Source organism: Brooklawnia sp., assembly GCF_049651565.1.
Taxonomy (GTDB): Bacteria; Actinomycetota; Actinomycetes; order Propionibacteriales; family Propionibacteriaceae; genus Brooklawnia.
Genome location: NZ_JBASCI010000261.1, coordinates 1 through 15593 on the forward strand (window position 1 = coordinate 1; position 15593 = coordinate 15593).

The 15593-nt window shown below is 67.8% G+C and carries 13 protein-coding genes and 1 pseudogene; 7 read left to right on the top strand and 7 right to left on the bottom strand.

Annotated elements, in window-relative coordinates; all coding sequences use genetic code 11:
* Positions 1–2594: malto-oligosyltrehalose synthase (gene treY, locus WBL05_RS12710; protein WP_424226402.1), on the bottom strand; the 2594-nt coding region annotated here is incomplete at its 3' end.
* Between the two features lie 158 nt (positions 2595–2752).
* Between treY and WBL05_RS12715 the strand changes: the two genes are divergently transcribed.
* Together WBL05_RS12715 and WBL05_RS12720 are read left to right on the top strand one after the other, a co-directional pair.
* Positions 2753–3343 carry a hypothetical protein gene (locus WBL05_RS12715; protein WP_424226404.1) on the top strand — a complete coding sequence of 197 codons (591 nt, stop codon included), beginning with the start codon at positions 2753–2755 and terminating at the stop codon, positions 3341–3343.
* Positions 3344–3433: 90 nt separating this feature from the next.
* Positions 3434–4315, top strand: a complete 882-nt coding sequence (locus tag WBL05_RS12720; RefSeq protein WP_424226405.1) for an acyl-CoA thioesterase — start codon at positions 3434–3436, stop codon at positions 4313–4315.
* Positions 4316–4398: 83 nt separating this feature from the next.
* Here the strand turns inward: WBL05_RS12720 and WBL05_RS12725 are convergent, their stop codons facing one another.
* On the bottom strand, positions 4399–5334 hold the full coding sequence (locus WBL05_RS12725) for a sigma-70 family RNA polymerase sigma factor (protein WP_424226407.1): 936 nt from the start codon (positions 5332–5334) through the stop codon (positions 4399–4401).
* 245 nt (positions 5335–5579) lie between these two features.
* On the opposite strand from WBL05_RS12725, the gene WBL05_RS12730 reads away from it, so the two are divergent.
* The 3 genes from WBL05_RS12730 to WBL05_RS12740 are packed head-to-tail and all read left to right on the top strand — an operon-like array spanning position 5580 to position 8079.
* Positions 5580–7085 (top strand): RNA polymerase sigma factor, encoded by a 1506-nt coding sequence (locus tag WBL05_RS12730; protein ID WP_424226409.1) that lies wholly within the window; start codon positions 5580–5582, stop codon positions 7083–7085.
* Positions 7078–7626 carry a GNAT family N-acetyltransferase gene (locus WBL05_RS12735; protein WP_424226410.1) on the top strand — a complete coding sequence of 183 codons (549 nt, stop codon included), beginning with the start codon at positions 7078–7080 and terminating at the stop codon, positions 7624–7626. The genes WBL05_RS12730 and WBL05_RS12735 overlap by 8 nt, the downstream gene beginning before the upstream one ends.
* 3 nt (positions 7627–7629) lie before the next feature.
* Complete coding sequence (locus WBL05_RS12740) at positions 7630–8079, top strand: hypothetical protein (RefSeq protein ID WP_424226412.1); 450 nt, start codon at positions 7630–7632, stop codon at positions 8077–8079.
* A 32-nt stretch (positions 8080–8111) separates the two neighbouring features.
* Here the strand turns inward: WBL05_RS12740 and WBL05_RS12745 are convergent, their stop codons facing one another.
* Together WBL05_RS12745 and WBL05_RS12750 are read right to left on the bottom strand one after the other, a co-directional pair.
* Positions 8112–8570: an aminoacyl-tRNA deacylase gene (locus tag WBL05_RS12745; RefSeq protein ID WP_424226414.1), complete on the bottom strand. Its 459-nt coding sequence runs from the start codon at positions 8568–8570 to the stop codon at positions 8112–8114.
* 86 nt (positions 8571–8656) lie between these two features.
* Entirely contained in the window at positions 8657–8860 is a 204-nt protein-coding gene (locus WBL05_RS12750) for a DUF7455 domain-containing protein (RefSeq protein ID WP_424226416.1), read from the bottom strand.
* A gap of 245 nt (positions 8861–9105) precedes the next feature.
* Here WBL05_RS12750 and WBL05_RS12755 point away from each other — a divergent pair, with 245 nt between their 5' ends.
* Positions 9106–11196, top strand: a complete 2091-nt coding sequence (locus tag WBL05_RS12755) for a DNA gyrase/topoisomerase IV subunit B (protein ID WP_424226418.1) — start codon at positions 9106–9108, stop codon at positions 11194–11196.
* A 141-nt stretch (positions 11197–11337) separates the two neighbouring features.
* Positions 11338–12656, top strand: a pseudogene (locus tag WBL05_RS12760) (MFS transporter).
* Positions 12657–12696: 40 nt separating this feature from the next.
* Here WBL05_RS12760 and WBL05_RS12765 read toward each other — a convergent pair.
* The 3 genes from WBL05_RS12765 to WBL05_RS12775 all read right to left on the bottom strand — a co-directional run bounded on the left by WBL05_RS12765 (position 12697) and on the right by WBL05_RS12775 (position 15234).
* Positions 12697–13644 (bottom strand): cation transporter, encoded by a 948-nt coding sequence (locus tag WBL05_RS12765; protein WP_424226419.1) that lies wholly within the window; start codon positions 13642–13644, stop codon positions 12697–12699.
* The gene (locus WBL05_RS12770) at positions 13644–14138 is read right to left on the bottom strand and encodes a transporter substrate-binding domain-containing protein (protein WP_424226420.1); all 495 of its coding nucleotides are present in this window, start codon (positions 14136–14138) and stop codon (positions 13644–13646) included. Before WBL05_RS12770 ends, WBL05_RS12765 begins: the two co-directional genes overlap by 1 nt.
* A 73-nt stretch (positions 14139–14211) precedes the next feature.
* Positions 14212–15234: a DUF368 domain-containing protein gene (locus WBL05_RS12775; protein ID WP_424226422.1), complete on the bottom strand. Its 1023-nt coding sequence runs from the start codon at positions 15232–15234 to the stop codon at positions 14212–14214.
* Positions 15235–15593 lie beyond the last annotated feature (359 nt).

Genomic DNA, 15593 nt, shown 5'->3' on the forward strand with positions numbered 1-15593 from the left:
CCCCTGGGCTCGGCCCGCCGCGGCCGCTGCTCGATCGGGGCCATCGCGGCCCGCATCGTGGTGGTGCCCTCGGCGTCGGAAACCTCCTCGAGCACCGCGCACGGGAAGCGGTCGAGCAGCGTGGTGAACTCGATCGAACCGCCCTCGTACTCCCGGCTGGTCAGCACGTCGAACCAGCGGCCCTCCGGCAGCACCACGGTGTTGGCGCCGAACCCGCCAGCCGCCTCGATGGGACGCGCCAGCCGGCTGGCCACCACGACCACCTCCTGGTCGGCGCCTCGGGCGAACGACACCACGTGTCCGGACGAACTGGGCAGCGGGCTGTACGCCGCGGCGGCCCCGACAAACGCGTCCGGACGCCGCCGCCGCAGCCGCAGGATCGCCCGGGTCAGGTGGAACTTCTCCTCGGCCAGGGTCTGCGGATCGCGTCGGCGCAGCTCACCGGCCATCGCGGCGAGCGCCTCGACATCGGCCGGACGCCGGTTGTCCGGGTCGACCAGGTAGTTCTGGGTGGTCTCACAGGACTGGAAGTTGTCAGCCACGCCCAGGCAGGTGAGCTGGATCGCCTTGGTCGACAGGATCGTCTCGCGGGCGCAGTCCCGGGTGAACTCGAACCAGTCGGCGAATGCGCCCATCACGTCCTCATCGGCGTAGAGCGCGGCGATGGTGTCGACCATCTGCCCCTCCAGCTCGGTATCCGGGTTGGTCCAGGTCGTCCACAGCTTCTGCTCCCGCGCCGCCTTCACCAGGTAGCGGGTCATCCGGTCCAGCTCGATCGGGCCGTCCTCGGTCCAGGTGCCGGCCAGGGTCTGCCAGAACAGGTTCTCGGTGTGGCCCTCGACGCTGTCCAGCAGCGGATCAAGCTTGGTGATCAGCGCCCGCCACTCGCTGGCGAACTGCGAGATCGTCTGGATCCGGGCCCGGACGTCCTCGGACCGCTTGGTGTCGTGGGTGGTGCCGCAGGTCATGGTGGCCGGCCACTTCTCGGCCATCTGGCCGCACCAGCGGTGGAAGTCGTCGGGAGTGATGCCCCATGTGCTCGGGGACCCGCCGACCTCGTTCAGCGAGACCAGGTGCGTCCACCGGTAGTAGGCGGTGTCCTCGACACCCTTGGCGGTCACGGCGCCGCAGACCTGCTGGAACCGGACGACCAGCTCGGCCCGCAACGCCTGCTGCGCGCGCTGTTCGGAGCCGACCTCGCGGCCGAGCACCAGGTCGACCACCACGTCGAGGGTGTCGTGCAGGTCGGGGTCGAGCCGGGTGCGGGCCAGCGTGGCTGCCTCCTCGATCAGCTCGACCGCCTCGTCGGGAGCCTCCTCGCCCGGTACCACGTAGGCGCGGTAGCGGGGGAATGCGATCACCAGCTCGGTCAGGCACTTGGCGATCCAGCCGTGGGTGTGGTCGCGCAGCATGATGTCCTCGCTGCAGATCTCGTAGGCCAGGTCGGCGATCCGGTGCACCTCGGCGAACAGGGAGGTGGTGATGATCTCCCGCTTCGCGGTGGCTATCACCTCATCGAGCGAGCCGGGGATGTCCTCGGCCAGGTTGTGGGCGATCGCAGCCAGGTCGGCCGAACCGTTCGGGTCGGCGTGCAGGGCAACGATCCGCCAGGCGGCGTCGTAGCCGGTGGTGCCGGCCACTGGCCAGTCGTCCTGCATCTCCTCGTCTCCCTCGAGGATCTTCTCGGCGACGATCCACGCTCCGCCGGTGGCCTTCGACAGCCGGCGCATGTAGCCGCGCGGGTCGGCCAGCCCGTCGGGGTGGTCGATCCGGAAGCCGTCGATGTGACCGGCCCGGAACAGGTCGAGCAGCAACTCATGGGTGGCGTCGAAGACCTGCGGGTCCTCCACCCGGACCGCCAGCAGCGTGTCAACGTCGAAGAACCGGCGGAAGTTCAGTTCTTCGGCTGCGACCTTCCAGAACGCCAGCCGGTAGTACTGCTCGGCGACGCAGATCGGCAGCGGCAGCCCTTCGGTGCCGGCCCGGACGGGGAAGACGTGGTCGTAGTAGGCCAGCACCGGTTGCGGACCGTCGTCCTCGAAACCCGGGATGACCCGTCGCTCCAGCGTTATCTCGTCGTTGGCCAGCACCGTTCCGATCCGGGCGCCGAGAAACGGCATCAGCAGGCCGTCGCCGTCGATCTCGTCGGTGCCGTCGAACCAGGACGCGTACGGCGAGCTGGGGCCGTCCTTGAGTACCGACCACAGGGCCCGGTTGTGGTAGATCGGGGTGGGCACGCCCATGTGGTTGGGCACCACGTCGACGAAGACGCCCATCTGGCGGTCGTGCGCGGCCTGGGCGAGCCGCTCGAAGCCCTCCCGGCCGCCCATCACGTCGCTGATCCGGGTGTGGTCGACGACGTCGTAACCGTGGGTGCTGCCTGGCGCGGCCTGCAGGATCGGGCTCAGGTAGAGGTCGGTCACCCCCAGGTCTTCCAGGTAGCCCAGGTGCCCGATCGCCTGGTCGAACGTGAGGTCGGGACCGAGCTGCAGCCGGTAGGTCGACACCGGTGTGCGTCGGCTGGCGGACGGCAGGTGGCTGAGCACCGCGCCTGGGCCGGGGGCAGCACTGGGGATGCTGGTTGTCTGGCTCATCTGCTATCTGACCTCAACTTCCGCGGTATTCACCGCTCCAAACGTACTCGAGGCTGCCGTCCCCCCGAGCCTTCCCGGGCTTTATCCTCTTCCACCTCCCACGTCGGGAACCGAGTCACTAACGTTGGATCAGTACCCCGCACGAGAAGGGACCAAGGATGGATTTTGGAGAACGGCTGCAGGCTCTGGCCAGGGAAGCCCAGCAACGGGTGAGCCAGTTTGCCGACCAGATCAAGGAGAAGTACGAGGATTCCGAGCTCGACGACAAGGTCGCCGACCTGAAGGCCGAGGTGGGCGAGCGGTACAGCGAGTTCACCAGCCAGGTCAAGGGCCGGCTGGACGAGACCGACCTCGATGACAAGTTCCGGGGTGTCACCCAGTCGATCGGGGACAAGTACCGCGAAGTGGCCGACACCGTGAAGGCCAAGTACAGCGATTCCGAGGTGGACGACAAGTTCGAATCCCTCAAGACCGATCTCGGTGAGAAGTTCACCGACTTCAAGGCCGCCTTCTTCCAGGCCAAGGGTGAGGCCGCCGATGCTGCCGCCGAGGGCGCCGAGAACGTCTCGCAGGCCGCCGAACAGGCTGGCACCCAGGCCAGCGAGACCATCGCCGACGTGCAGGCCGGGGCGGCGGATGCGGCCGCCGGCGCAGCCGAAAGCGTTTCCGAAGCCGCGACGGACGTCAGCGAGCAGGCGGACGCCGCGACCGATGATCCCGCGGTCGGGCGTGACGAGCCGCTGAGCTGACCCGGCGCGGAAACGACTCGGGGTGGGTCCGGTTCGGGCCCACCCCGAGTCACGTCCGGGGCCGGTCCGACCCGGTGGCCGGATTGTGGCATGGTGGGACGCGTGCCCGCTAACGCCGCTGAACTGGTTGACCTGCTCCGACTCGGCCGCATCGGCGAGACCGGCTTCCTGGGCCACCACCCGAAGACCCTCATGCAACGCACCTACGGCGGCCAGGTGCTCGCCCAGGCCCTGACGGCAGCCTATGGCACGGTCCCGGCCGAGCGGATGGTGCACTCCCTGCACGCCTACTTCCTGCGACCCGGATCGGTCGGCTCCGACATCACCTACCTGGTCGACAAGGTGCGCGACGGGGGCACGTTCAGCAACCGGCGGGTGACGGCATGCCAGGCGAAGGAGATCTTCACGATGTCGGCGTCCTTCCACGCCGCCGAGCAGGGCCTGGAGCACAACGACCCGATGCCTGCCGACCTGCCCGACCCCGACGACTGCCCGACCTTCCCTGAGGTGATGCGCGACCGGTTCGGCCGGCACCCGATCTGGCACGAGTGGGACGCCATCGAGCTGCGCTTCATCGGCGACTCGTCGCCCGGTGGTTCGATCAGGCCGGGCCGGCACGTGGCGTCCATGCGCTGCTGGGTGCGCACCCACGGCCAGCTGCCCGACGACCAGCGAATACACCACGCCGTGCTGGCCTACATCTCCGACCTGACGCTGCTCAGCGTCAGCGCCGTCCCGCACCCGGTGGTCTTCCTGTCCGACCAGCTGCAGACCGCGTCGGTCGACCACGTGATGTGGTTCCACCGCGACTTCCGGGCCGACGAGTGGCTGCTGTACGACATGTTCTCGCCGTCGGCGTCGTCAGCGCTGGGCTACTCCTCCGGGCGGTTGTTCCAGCAGGGACGATTGGTGGCGTCCTGTGCCCAGGAGGGGTTGATCCGTCCCGTGGCGCACCGAGAACTGCTCAGCTGAAGCTGCCCAGGAACCAACGAGCCCCGGCAGTCGAGGTGACTGCCGGGGCCCAGGTTGCCTGTGTTATTGGCGGAGAGGGGGTGTCACGCCACCGCTGCTGCGCTCTTCTCCCGCAGCACCACCAGCGCGGCACGCTCGATCTGGCGCACCCGCTCGGCGGTGATCCCCCAGACCTGACCGATGTCGGCCAGCTTGGCCTGGCGTCCGTCGAGCAGTCCGTAGCGGCGCCGCACGACGTCGGCCGACCGCTCGTCCAGGTTGCCGAGCATGGTGTCCAACCGGTCCCGGTCCTCCTGGTTGAGCACGACTTCGTCGGGGCCGGGCGAGGTTTCGCGGGCGATCAGGTCACCCAGCGAGGTGTCGCCGTCCTCTTCGACCGGGGCGTCCAGGCTGACGTGCTCCCGGCTGTAGCGGATCAGGTCGATGACCTTCTCCTCGGTCACATCGAGTTCCTGGGCGATCTCGTGCACCTCGGGCTCACGACCGAGGCTGCGCTCAAGATTACGGCGGACGGCCGAGATCTGGTTGACCTGCTCGGCCACGTGCACCGGGAGCCGGACGATCCGTCCCTGCTGCGCGATGCCGCGGCTGATCGCCTGCCGCACCCACCAGGTGGCGTAGGTGGAGAACTTGAACCCCTTGGTGTAGTCGAACTTCTCCACTGCCCGGATCAGGCCGGTGTTGCCCTCCTGAACCAGGTCGAGCAGTGGCATCTGCGAGCGCCCGTACTTGCGGGCGACCGAGACGACCAGACGAAGGTTGGCCCGTACGAAGTGCTGCATGGCCGCTTCACCCTCGCGGGCGATCAGCTCGAGCTCTTCACGAGACGCGTCGGTATCCGTGCTGGCACGGTCGTCCAGCACTGCCTGGGCGAGCTGTCCGGCTTCGATCAGGCGTGCCAGCTCCACCTCCTGCTCCGCGGTCAACAACGGCGTCTTGGCGATGGATTCCAGGTAGAGTCCTACCGAGTCCTTGCCGTCGATGCCATCGTTGGCGCGTACGCGGGTCTTGGTATCCATGGGCATCTGCCTTTCTTTCGTCTTAAGATGTAACGCACGAACCTGTGGTTTTCCTTCCCGCAAGCTGTCAGAACTTGAATAACCGGCCAACGTGGGGGCATAACGCGACCGGGGTCGCACAGTCCGGCCTGCCTTTGCCCTCCACGGGTCCACCCCACAGGTAGGACGCCGCGCGCTCCTCGTTTGCCGAGCGTGGCAAAATGGATCGAGGCACTGCCCACCCCTCGGGGTGAGCGAACGCCCAAGTGTTTCACAAGGCTTCCGAAAGGTCACTAGTGACGCCCACCGTTGACAAGGCCGCCACCTCTGCTGCGAAGGCCACCCGCTCTCGCAAGACGGCGCAGGCTGCAGAGCAGCAGCCGACCAAGGACGAGGCAGCCGAGACCTCCGCCGCACAGGCTCCTGTCAAGGCACCAGCCCGACGCAGCCGCTCCACCGCCAGGAGTTCCACTCCCAAGGGCTCCACCACCGAGGCCGCCGCCGCATCCGGCACCGAGCAGACCGGCAAGACCAGCAGGACCACCACCCGCAGCCGGTCCACCTCGGCCAAGGGCGCCGTGAAGCCGAAGACGGCCGCCGGTGGCCGGGCCGGCGCCAAGAAGACCGAGCCGACCGTCGCCGAGGCCGCCGAGCAGGTCATCGATGTGCAGGTCGAGCGCGACGGCGACGATGTGGTGCTCACGGTTGGCGGCAAGAAGCGGAACCTGGACGACGTGGACGACTCGCAGTTCGACTCCAAGGAGGCCGAGAAGGACGAGGCCGAGCTCGTCGCCGACGAGCAGGGTTTCAACCTGTCCGACTCCGACGAGACCGACGAGCCCGAACAGCAGGTGGTGTCGGCCGGTGCCACCGCCGACCCGGTGAAGGACTACCTGAAGCAGATCGGCAAGGTCGCCCTGCTGAACGCGGCGCAGGAGGTCGACCTGGCCAAGCGCATCGAGGCCGGATTGTTCGCCGAGGAGCGGATGCTGGAGGGCAACGTCGACGCGGCAGACCTCGATGACTACGAGTGGATCATCACCGACGGCCGCCGTGCCAAGAACCACCTGCTGGAGGCGAACCTGCGGCTGGTGGTGTCGCTGGCCAAGCGCTACACCGGGCGCGGGATGCTCTTCCTCGACCTGATCCAGGAGGGCAACCTGGGCCTGATCAGGGCGGTGGAGAAGTTCGACTACACCAAGGGTTACAAGTTCTCGACCTATGCCACCTGGTGGATCAAGCAGGCGATCACCCGGGCGATGGCCGACCAGGCCCGCACCATCCGCATCCCGGTGCACATGGTGGAGGTCATCAACAAGCTTGCCCGCGTCCAGCGCCAGATGCTGCAGGACCTGGGCCGCGAACCGCTGCCCGAGGAACTGGCCGAAGAACTCGACATGACCCCCGAGAAGGTCGTCGAGGTGCAGAAGTACGGCCGCGAGCCGATCTCGCTGCACACCCCGCTCGGCGAGGACGGCGACTCCGAGTTCGGCGACCTGATCGAGGACTCCGAGGCGATCGTGCCGGCCGACGCGGTCAACTTCACCCTGCTGCAGGAGCAGTTGCACGACGTGCTCGACACGCTCAGTGAGCGCGAGGCCGGCGTGGTGTCGATGCGGTTCGGGCTCACCGATGGCCAACCCAAGACCCTCGACGAGATCGGCAAGGTCTACGGCGTCACCCGCGAGCGGATCCGCCAGATCGAGTCGAAGACGATGAGCAAGTTGCGGCACCCGTCCCGCTCGCAGATCCTGCGCGACTACCTTGAGTGAGCGTGCCGTGAAGGCGGGGCAGTACCAGATCAAGCGGGCGGAGAGCCTGGCCGAGGTTGAGGTCGCAGCCTGGCTGGTGGCCGCCGCCGTTCGGGAGTCCTACCGCGAGATCGTGTCCCCGGCGGTGCTGGAGGCGATGACCAGCAATGACTACGTCATCCCGCGCATCCACAGTTGGTGGCGGGCGACCGTGGACGGGGCACACATCTGGCTGGCTAAGCGGTCGTCCGACCTCAAGGCGGTGGCCACCGCCTACGCCGACGCGTCCGACGACCCGGAGGCGCCGACCGCGCTCGAACTCAGGATCCTGTTCGCACTCGACGAGGCGAAGGGGTCGGGGTTGGCGGACGCCCTGCTGCACGCCGCCATCGGTGACTCGCCGGCCTTCCTGTGGACGCTGTCCGGCAACGACCGGGCGATCGGTTTCTACCGCAAGCATGGTTTCAGGTTGGACGGTGCATCCCGCACCTCATTCCACCTGACGGCCGGCCGCGACGGCGTCGCCGCCCCCACCGAGGTCCGACTGGTCAGGTTGAACTGAACGATGGCTCGCGACCCGCGCGATGTGAACGATCTGTCCCGGATAGTCGACTCGGTTTTCAAGCCCCGCCGGGTGCCGGGCAGCCGGCGCGGCCGGCTGCTGATCGTCTTCGCGCTGTTCCTGGTGGTCGAGGCGGCGTTCGTCATCCAGTTGCTGGCCCAGGGCCAGCCGTTGGGCATCCCGGGCCTGCTGTGGGGGGTCTGGCTGGCGGTCTGCCTGGCCTGGATCTTCGTGCCGCGGTTGGGCGCGGCCGCCGACGCCCCCGGTAACCAGCAGGCCGCCCGCAACATCCTGCTGATCGGCTTGGGGATCGGCCTGCTGACCAGCGCCGCCGGCACGCTGGATGCGGTCAACCTGCCGGGATGGTGGTTGGTCCTGGTGATCAGCCTGGCGGTGGCGGCGTCCGGGCTGGTGCTCGGTGTCCTCGAACTTCGGCCGCAGCCGCCCAGCTGACCCGAAGGCCGATCGGCCCAAGAACCCGCCCTTCAGTCGCTGATGTCGGCCACCGTCGCGTTCAGAGCAGCGATCATCGAGTCGGCGTCCAGCGAGACCGCCACTCCATGCTCACCGGCACCCATCGATATCCGGCGTCCCAGCATGGAGGCGTCGGCGATCACCGGCCAGCTGTGCGTCGAACCGAAGGGCGTGATCGTGCCGCGCTGGTACCCGGTCACCTCGAAGGCGGTCCGGGCGTCCGGCATCGAGAGCCGCTGGACGTCGAGCAGCGCCCGCAGCTTGGGCCAACTGAAGTCGCGGTCACCCGGGACCAGCACGAACAGGAAGTCGTCGGGGCCGCGGCGAACCACCATCGTCTTCACGATGTCGCGAGGCTCGATACCGCGCATCCGGGCGGCTTCGGCAAGCGAGTTCACCCGGCCGTGCCGGGTCACGACCTGTTCCAGGCCCAGCTCACGAAGTGCTGCCAGTGCGCGTTCGGCGCCCATCACGTCCTGCCCATCCTTCGATCCGGCAAATACCCAGCGGCCCGACTCTGGTGAGCCGGGCCGCTGGGAAGCTTGTGAGTGGTCAGTCAGCTGACTCGATGCGTCTCGTCGTGAATCCGCAGCGCAACCTGCCGGAGCTTGTCCTCGTGCTTGCGGGCATGGTGGGCGCAGAAGAGCAACTCACCACCAGAGGGCAAGGTCACGCGGAGGTAGGCCTGGGCGCCACAACGGTCGCAGCGATCGGCTGCGGTCAGGTGCTGGTTGTCCATCACAGTCGCGTTCATCGTCATCTCCTCTGCACCCCGGGGGTCCGGGTTCGGTACCTGCTCAACAAGGCCGTCGTGCTGTTTTGTTCCCCAGGCGTGCCGTTGGTTGTCCCGACAGGCTTCCTGATGGCCACAGCCTACCCGTCCGCTCCGGATAACCCACCGACCACGGGTCACGATCAGATCTCATCCCGGGCCCCTGGTCCGCTGTCTGCTGCTACCGCAGTCGTTGTCGTCGGCTGTCGGAGCGGCCGGGTAGGCTTCACGCCGTGCCACCAAGGTCGAACCCACAAACGTCTGCCGCCGCTCCGGGCCGCGCCTACGAGGCCAAGAACCTGCTCGTCCTGGAGGGGCTGGAGGCTGTCCGCAAGCGTCCAGCCATGTACATCGGGTCCACCGACACCCGCGGGTTGATGCACTGCCTGTGGGAGATCATCGACAACGCGGTGGACGAGGCGCTGGCCGGGTTCGGCGAGCAGATCGAGATAACCCTTGCCGCCGACGGCTCGATCAGCGTCACCGACCAGGGCCGCGGCATCCCGGTCGATGTGGAGCCCCGCACCGGTCTGGTCGGGGTCGAGGTGGTCTACACCAAGCTGCACGCCGGCGGGAAGTTCGGCACCGGCAACTACAACGCCACTGGTGGCCTGCACGGGGTCGGCGCCTCGGTGGTCAACGCGCTCAGTTCCCGGCTCGACGTCGAGGTCGACCGCAACGGCGCCACCTGGGCGATGAGCTTTCGCCGCGGCGTGCCGGGCGTCTTCGACGGCGAGGGGCCCGACGCGCCCTTCACCCCGCAGCACGGGCTGCGCAAGATCGCCAAGGTGGGACGCGGGGTAACCGGCACCCGGGTGCGGTACTGGCCCGACCGCCAGATCTTCCTCAAGGACGCCCAGCTCTCGCTGGACCACCTGCTCGACCGGGCCCGGCAGACCAGCTTCCTGGTGTCCGGACTCGAACTGGGCGTCACCGACGCCCGCAGCGGCGAGCCGGTCACCGAGCGGTTCAAGCACAACGGCGGTATCTCCGAGTTCGCCGACTACCTGGCACCCGACGCTGCGGTCACCGACACGCTGCGCATCCAGGGCAACGAGTCGTTCGTCGAGACGGTCCCGGTGCTCGACGAGAACGGCGCGATGACCGCGACCGACGTCGAGCGCAACCTCGAGATCGACATCGCGGTGCGCTGGGGCACTGGTTATGACACCGTCGAGCGCTCGTTCGTGAACATCGTGGCCACCCCGAAGGGCGGCACCCACATCCAGGGCTTCGAACGCGGGCTGCTGAAGGCGTTCCAGAACGGCCTGGAGGGCACCCGGCTGCTGAAGAGCGGCGACGAGATCACCAAGGACGACGTGCTGGAGGGCCTGACCGCCGTGGTGACGGTGCGGCTGCCCGAACCGCAGTTCGAGGGCCAGACCAAGGAGGTGCTCGGCACCCCGCCGGTCACCCGGCTGGTCGCCAGCGTGGTCGAGGCCGAACTGGGCCGGTTCCTGAACTCCACCAAGGCGTCCGAACGGCCGCAGGCCCGAACGGTGATGGAGAAGGTGGTCAACGCCTCCCGGACCCGGGTGGCGGCCCGCGTCCACAAGGAGAACCAGCGCCGCAAGACCGCCCTGGAGTCGTCCAGCCTGCCGCCGAAACTGAAGGACTGCCGGTCGACCTCGATGGAGCAGAGCGAACTGTTCATAGTCGAGGGCGACTCCGCGCTCGGCACCGCGAACCTGGCCCGCAACTCCGAGTTCCAGGCGCTGCTGCCGATCCGGGGCAAGATCCTCAACGTGCAGAAGGCCAGCGTCGGCGACATGCTGAAGAACGCCGAGTGCGCGGCGATCATCCAGGTGGTCGGCGCCGGGTCGGGCCGCACCTTCGACATCGACAACGCCCGCTACGGCAAGGTGATCTTCATGGCGGACGCCGACTCCGACGGCGCCCACATCCGTTGTCTGCTGGCCACCCTGTTCTTCCGCTACATGCGGCCGATGGTGGAGGCCGGCCGGGTCTACTCGGCGGTGCCGCCGCTGCACCGCTTCGAGCTGACCAACCCCCGCAAGGGCCAGGACAGGTACATCTACACCTATTCCGATGCCGAGTACCGGCGCAAGCTCGCCGAGCTGACCAAGAAGGGGCAGGGGTTCAAGGAGCCCCAGCGCTACAAGGGTCTGGGTGAGATGGACGCCGACCAGTTGGCCGACACCACCATGAACCCCCGGCGCCGGATGCTGCGCCGGCTGACGGTGGACGACGCCGAGGCCGCCGAGCAGACCTTCGAGATGCTGATGGGCAACGAGGTGGCGCCCCGCAAGGAGTTCATCATCGAAGGTGCCTACCAGCTCGACGACGAGCGGATCGATGCCTGAGCGTCCGGCCCGTGGCGCTCATCCAATCTGCAACCAGCAGGCGATACGGTGCCGAGCGTGAGCAACCAGGTCGCCGCCCAGCCGGGCACCGCACTGGGTCAGCCGAAGGACGTATCGCGCAAGCAGGTCATCAGTTGGGCGATGTGGGACTGGGGCACCCAGCCGTTCAACACCGTCATCACCACCTTCGTCTTCGCCGTCTACATCACCAGTTCGGCATTCGGCGACACCAACTCCACCTCGCAGGCGCTGTCACTGTCGACCACGCTGGGTGGGCTGTTCGTGGCGCTGGCGGCGCCGGTGCTGGGCCAGACCGCCGACCGCAGCGGCCGGGCGGTCAGCACGTTGCGGATCCTGACCTGGTTGCTGGCGGCGATCTCGGCGTCGCTGTTCTTCGTCCGGCCCGACCCCGCCTACCTGTGGCTGGGGCTCGGCCTGCTGGCGCTCGGCTCGGTGGTCGGCGAGATCGCCGGAGTGAACTACAACTCGCTGCTCGACGAAGTGGCCGGTCAGGGCAACGTGGGACGGGTCTCCGGCTTCGGCTGGGGGATGGGATATCTGGGCGGCATCGTGGTGCTGCTGCTGATCTATTTCCTGTTCATCCAGCCCGACGTCGGGCTGTTCGGGGTGACCAGCGAGGACGGCATGGATATCCGGGTCTCGATGATCGTCTGCGGGGTGTGGACGCTGCTGTTCACCTTGCCGACCTTCCTGAACCTGCACGACAAGCCCGCAACCCAGCGGGCACCGATCCCCGGTATCGAACGCTGGCGTGACCGCAAGCCACAGTTCGTCTGGCGGTGGCTGGCACCGGTGGTGGCGTCCTACGTCGAACTGGTGAACACCATCAGGCGGTTGTGGCGGGTCAGCCGGCACACCGTCTACTTCCTGATGGCCTCCGCGCTGTTCCGCGACGGGCTGGCCGGGGTGTTCGCATTCGGTGCGGTGATCGCGGCGGGCACGTTCGGCTTCAGCGGGGGAGAGGTCGTCATCTTCGGTGCCGCGGCGAATATCGTGGCTGGCCTGTCGACGATCGTCTTCGGCCTGCTGGATGACCGGATCGGCCCAAGAAGGTGATCCTGATCTCGCTGGCCGCTCTGGTGGCGATGGCCGGGGTGGTCTTCCTCTTCCACGACGGCGGCAAGGTGATCTTCTGGGTCGCCGGTTTGGGGATGTGCCTGTTCGTCGGGCCGGCGCAGTCGGCGTCCCGCAGCTTCCTGGCCCGGCTGATCCCGGTCGGCAAGTCGGGTGAGGTCTTCGGGCTGTACGCAACCACCGGCCGCGTGGTGTCGTTTCTGTCACCGATGCTGTTCGGGCTGGCCATCGGCCTGGGGGCGGCGGTCACCGGCGAGGCGAACACCCAGTACTGGGGCATCCTCGGCGTCGCGGTGGTGCTGCTCGCCGGCCTCGTGGTGATGATCCCGGTCAAGGAGCACCACGAGCACGCGACGGTGCAGTGAGGCGCTGAACGGTCGACCAGGATCCGGTCCGGGTTGCGGCTCAGTCCCGCCCGGCGGGGTCACGGCGGAGCACCTCGGGGATCTCGGGCACCGGGACCACCACCACGTCCTGCATCTTCCAGTCCAGGTCGACCAGCCGCTGCCGGGCGTCCTCCAGGTCGGCCAGCGCGACCGCCTCGTTGCCCCACGGCACCACGAACGCCTCGGTGTGGAAGACGTGACCCATGTCCCGGACCCGCACTTTGGCGTCACTGACCCAAGCCAGCCCGGTCAGCACCCGCTCGGCATCGCCCAGCAGCGGATGTGGTTCAGAGTCGTCGAAGGTGCGGGCACGTCCGTCGGCCAGTCCCTTGACCGCGTGCGAGATCTCGGTGATCCCGTCCTTGCAGATGCTGGTGGCGATCACCAGGGCGGCCCCCGAGTCGGCCCACCACAACCCGATGCCGATCCCCAGTACACCGATGATCGCTGCGCCGGCGGTCATCCAGTCAGCCTTGTTCATCTCGGCGTCCGCGTGCAGCACCTTGTCGTGGAGTTTCTCGCTCAGCGGCAGCTTCATGCGGCCCAGGATCACCGGCCCGACGCCGGTGTAGGCCAGCGCGGCGATCATCAGCCAGCCCGCCCAGAAAGTCACGCCGAACACCCGCACGGTACCGATCGACGGATGCTCGGCGGTGATCAGCACGCTGCCGGAGTCGATGATCAGGAAGAGCCCGACAGCCAGCAGTGCCACCGCGGACGCCAGGTGGGCCGCACCGACCGAACGATGGTAGCCGTAGGGGTGCTCGACGGTAGGCTTCCGGCGCGCCCGATGCGACGAGTAGAGGAACGCGATCGGCGGGATTAGGCCAAGCAGGTCCTCGATCCAGGCTGCCTTCATGGCCTGGGACGACCCCATCACCAAGAAGACGATGATGACCGCGGTCAGCATGTAGACCAACGTGATGACCTCGAGCCGGCGGGCCTTGCCCAGTGCCTCGGCGTCCATCACCCGACCGCTTCGTCCAAGAAGTGCTCGAGGCGAGACAACAGCGCGTTCTCGCCCAGCCGCACCGCCATCACGTGCTTCAGCGTCTTGCCCTCGGGGTCGGTCGACCTGGTGTAGGGCCGGGTGAACGCAACCTTGTTCTGGTACGGGTTCTGCTCGCTGAGTCCGCCCACCATGACGTCCAGTTCACCGGCCTCCATCAGCCGAACCAGTTCCTCCTCGCCGGCGATAGTCCAGGTGACCTCGGCGCCCAGCTGCTCGGCGAAGTCCTCCACCAACCGCACCTCGCTGCCCCCCGGTGGTTCGCCCGCCTGAGCGGGCAGCTCCACCCAGGGCGGCCGCGGCGCAGCCCCAGCCAGCAGGACGCCGGTGTCCTCGATCCGGGCCAGCGTCCGCTCGGGATCGGTCGGGATCGCCCCGCAGGCCACCAACGGCAGTGCAACCGCCAGCACAACCACCCAGCCCCACGTGCGGGCCCGTCCGGAAGCGACCATGGCCCAAGTATGGGACTCATCATCGACCGGCGAACAGTGTTCGCCCAACGCTTACCATCCCCGCGCGGTCGGCTCACTGGGGACGGCGGGGCTGGTCGGCGGGATGGGCCTCGCTCGGCTCCGTCGACGGTGTCCCGGTGGCCTGCTCGGTCGCCCGCGTCATCATGTCGGCTGCCGCCTCCGCGGTCTCGCGTTCGACAGCAACCCGGTCCTCAATCCGGCTGAACAGCCAGGACGCCACGGTGCCCACCACGAACATGATCAGTGCGAAGACGACCGCACTCGCCATGCCGAGTCCCTGCTCGGCCAAGCCGTCCGGTGAGAAGGCCGGGAAGACCACGGTCGGGAAGATGGCGGCCGACGAGCCGACCACCATACCGAGGATGAAGTGGTACATCGCGCCGTAGTAGTTGTCGAACGCCCAGGCGGCGCCCTTGGCGAACAGCAGCACGCAGGCGACCAGACCGATCACCAGTGGGATGATGACGCCCAAGTCGAAATCGGCGATGCCGGCGGCCATCTTGTCGTAGAGGCCGAAGTAGATCAGGAAGTTGGACGGACTCATCCCCGGGACGATCACGCCCAGGCCGATCAGCGCTCCCGAACCGAGCCAGGCTGCGAGGTTGGGGGTGACGTCCAGCGCCACCTGCCCACCGACGAGCATGATCGTGAAGATCACGATCGCCGAGACCAGCATGATCGCCCAGTGCACCGGCCGGCGGCCCTGCTGGCCGGCCTGCCGGAACAGAGAGGGGAAGGTGCCGACCACGAAGCCGATGAACAGGCAGATGAACTGGGCGGCGAAGCGGCCGAACGCCGCCTCCACCAGGATCGAGAAGAAGAGCACTCCTGCCGCCCCGCCTATGCCGACCGGGATGAAGTAGAGCACGTTCTTGACGAAGCGGTGCTGGGGCCTGGACAGGAAGCGGATGATGGGGTCGTAGATCCGGAAGATCACGGCCAGCACACCACCGGACAGGCCCGGCAGGATGAAGCCGATGCCGACCATGAAACCCTTGAACAGCCGGGTCAGCCACGAGCCGAAGCTGTCTGGGGCGTCCAGGTAGCTAGCGTGCGTGTCAGCGGGTCGATTCATTCTCTTCTTTCGTCGGAGTCATGCACGATGCTACCGGCCGAACCCCCGGCCGCCGGAAATGAACTTGGCAACCCTCCTGACCGCTGGTGGCGACGGACACCGTCCGACCAGGCCGGTCGCAGTGCAGTTTCGGGCCCAGGGGACGGCACAATGCCCGCCGAGAACCCTCGGGGCGTGCACTCTTGGTCCACCGGTACCGATCCTGCCCAACAGACCCAGCCTCGGGCAGCGGGCCTAGGAGACTGCTGAACAAGTGCGTGTCTGTGCCCGGGTGGTGGGGCCGGGTGCGGGAGCCTTGGTCGTGTGCAGGGGCGATCGCGGGATCAGCGGGATCTGTTCGATGCGGAGTCGATGGCCGG

What these genes read in the sequence shown, in the direction of transcription:
- WBL05_RS12770 (WP_424226420.1), bottom strand. Translation starts at nt 14,138, where the DNA reads ATGGTCGCTTCCGGACGGGCCCGCACGTGGGGCTGGGTGGTTGTGCTG.
- WBL05_RS12715 (WP_424226404.1), top strand. Translation starts at nt 2,753, where the DNA reads ATGGATTTTGGAGAACGGCTGCAGGCTCTGGCCAGGGAAGCCCAGCAA.
- WBL05_RS12775 (WP_424226422.1), bottom strand. Translation starts at nt 15,234, where the DNA reads ATGAATCGACCCGCTGACACGCACGCTAGCTACCTGGACGCCCCAGAC.
- WBL05_RS12740 (WP_424226412.1), top strand. Translation starts at nt 7,630, where the DNA reads ATGGCTCGCGACCCGCGCGATGTGAACGATCTGTCCCGGATAGTCGAC.
- WBL05_RS12725 (WP_424226407.1), bottom strand. Translation starts at nt 5,334, where the DNA reads ATGGATACCAAGACCCGCGTACGCGCCAACGATGGCATCGACGGCAAG.
- WBL05_RS12765 (WP_424226419.1), bottom strand. Translation starts at nt 13,644, where the DNA reads ATGGACGCCGAGGCACTGGGCAAGGCCCGCCGGCTCGAGGTCATCACG.
- WBL05_RS12750 (WP_424226416.1), bottom strand. Translation starts at nt 8,860, where the DNA reads ATGACGATGAACGCGACTGTGATGGACAACCAGCACCTGACCGCAGCC.
- WBL05_RS12720 (WP_424226405.1), top strand. Translation starts at nt 3,434, where the DNA reads ATGGTGGGACGCGTGCCCGCTAACGCCGCTGAACTGGTTGACCTGCTC.
- WBL05_RS12745 (WP_424226414.1), bottom strand. Translation starts at nt 8,570, where the DNA reads ATGGGCGCCGAACGCGCACTGGCAGCACTTCGTGAGCTGGGCCTGGAA.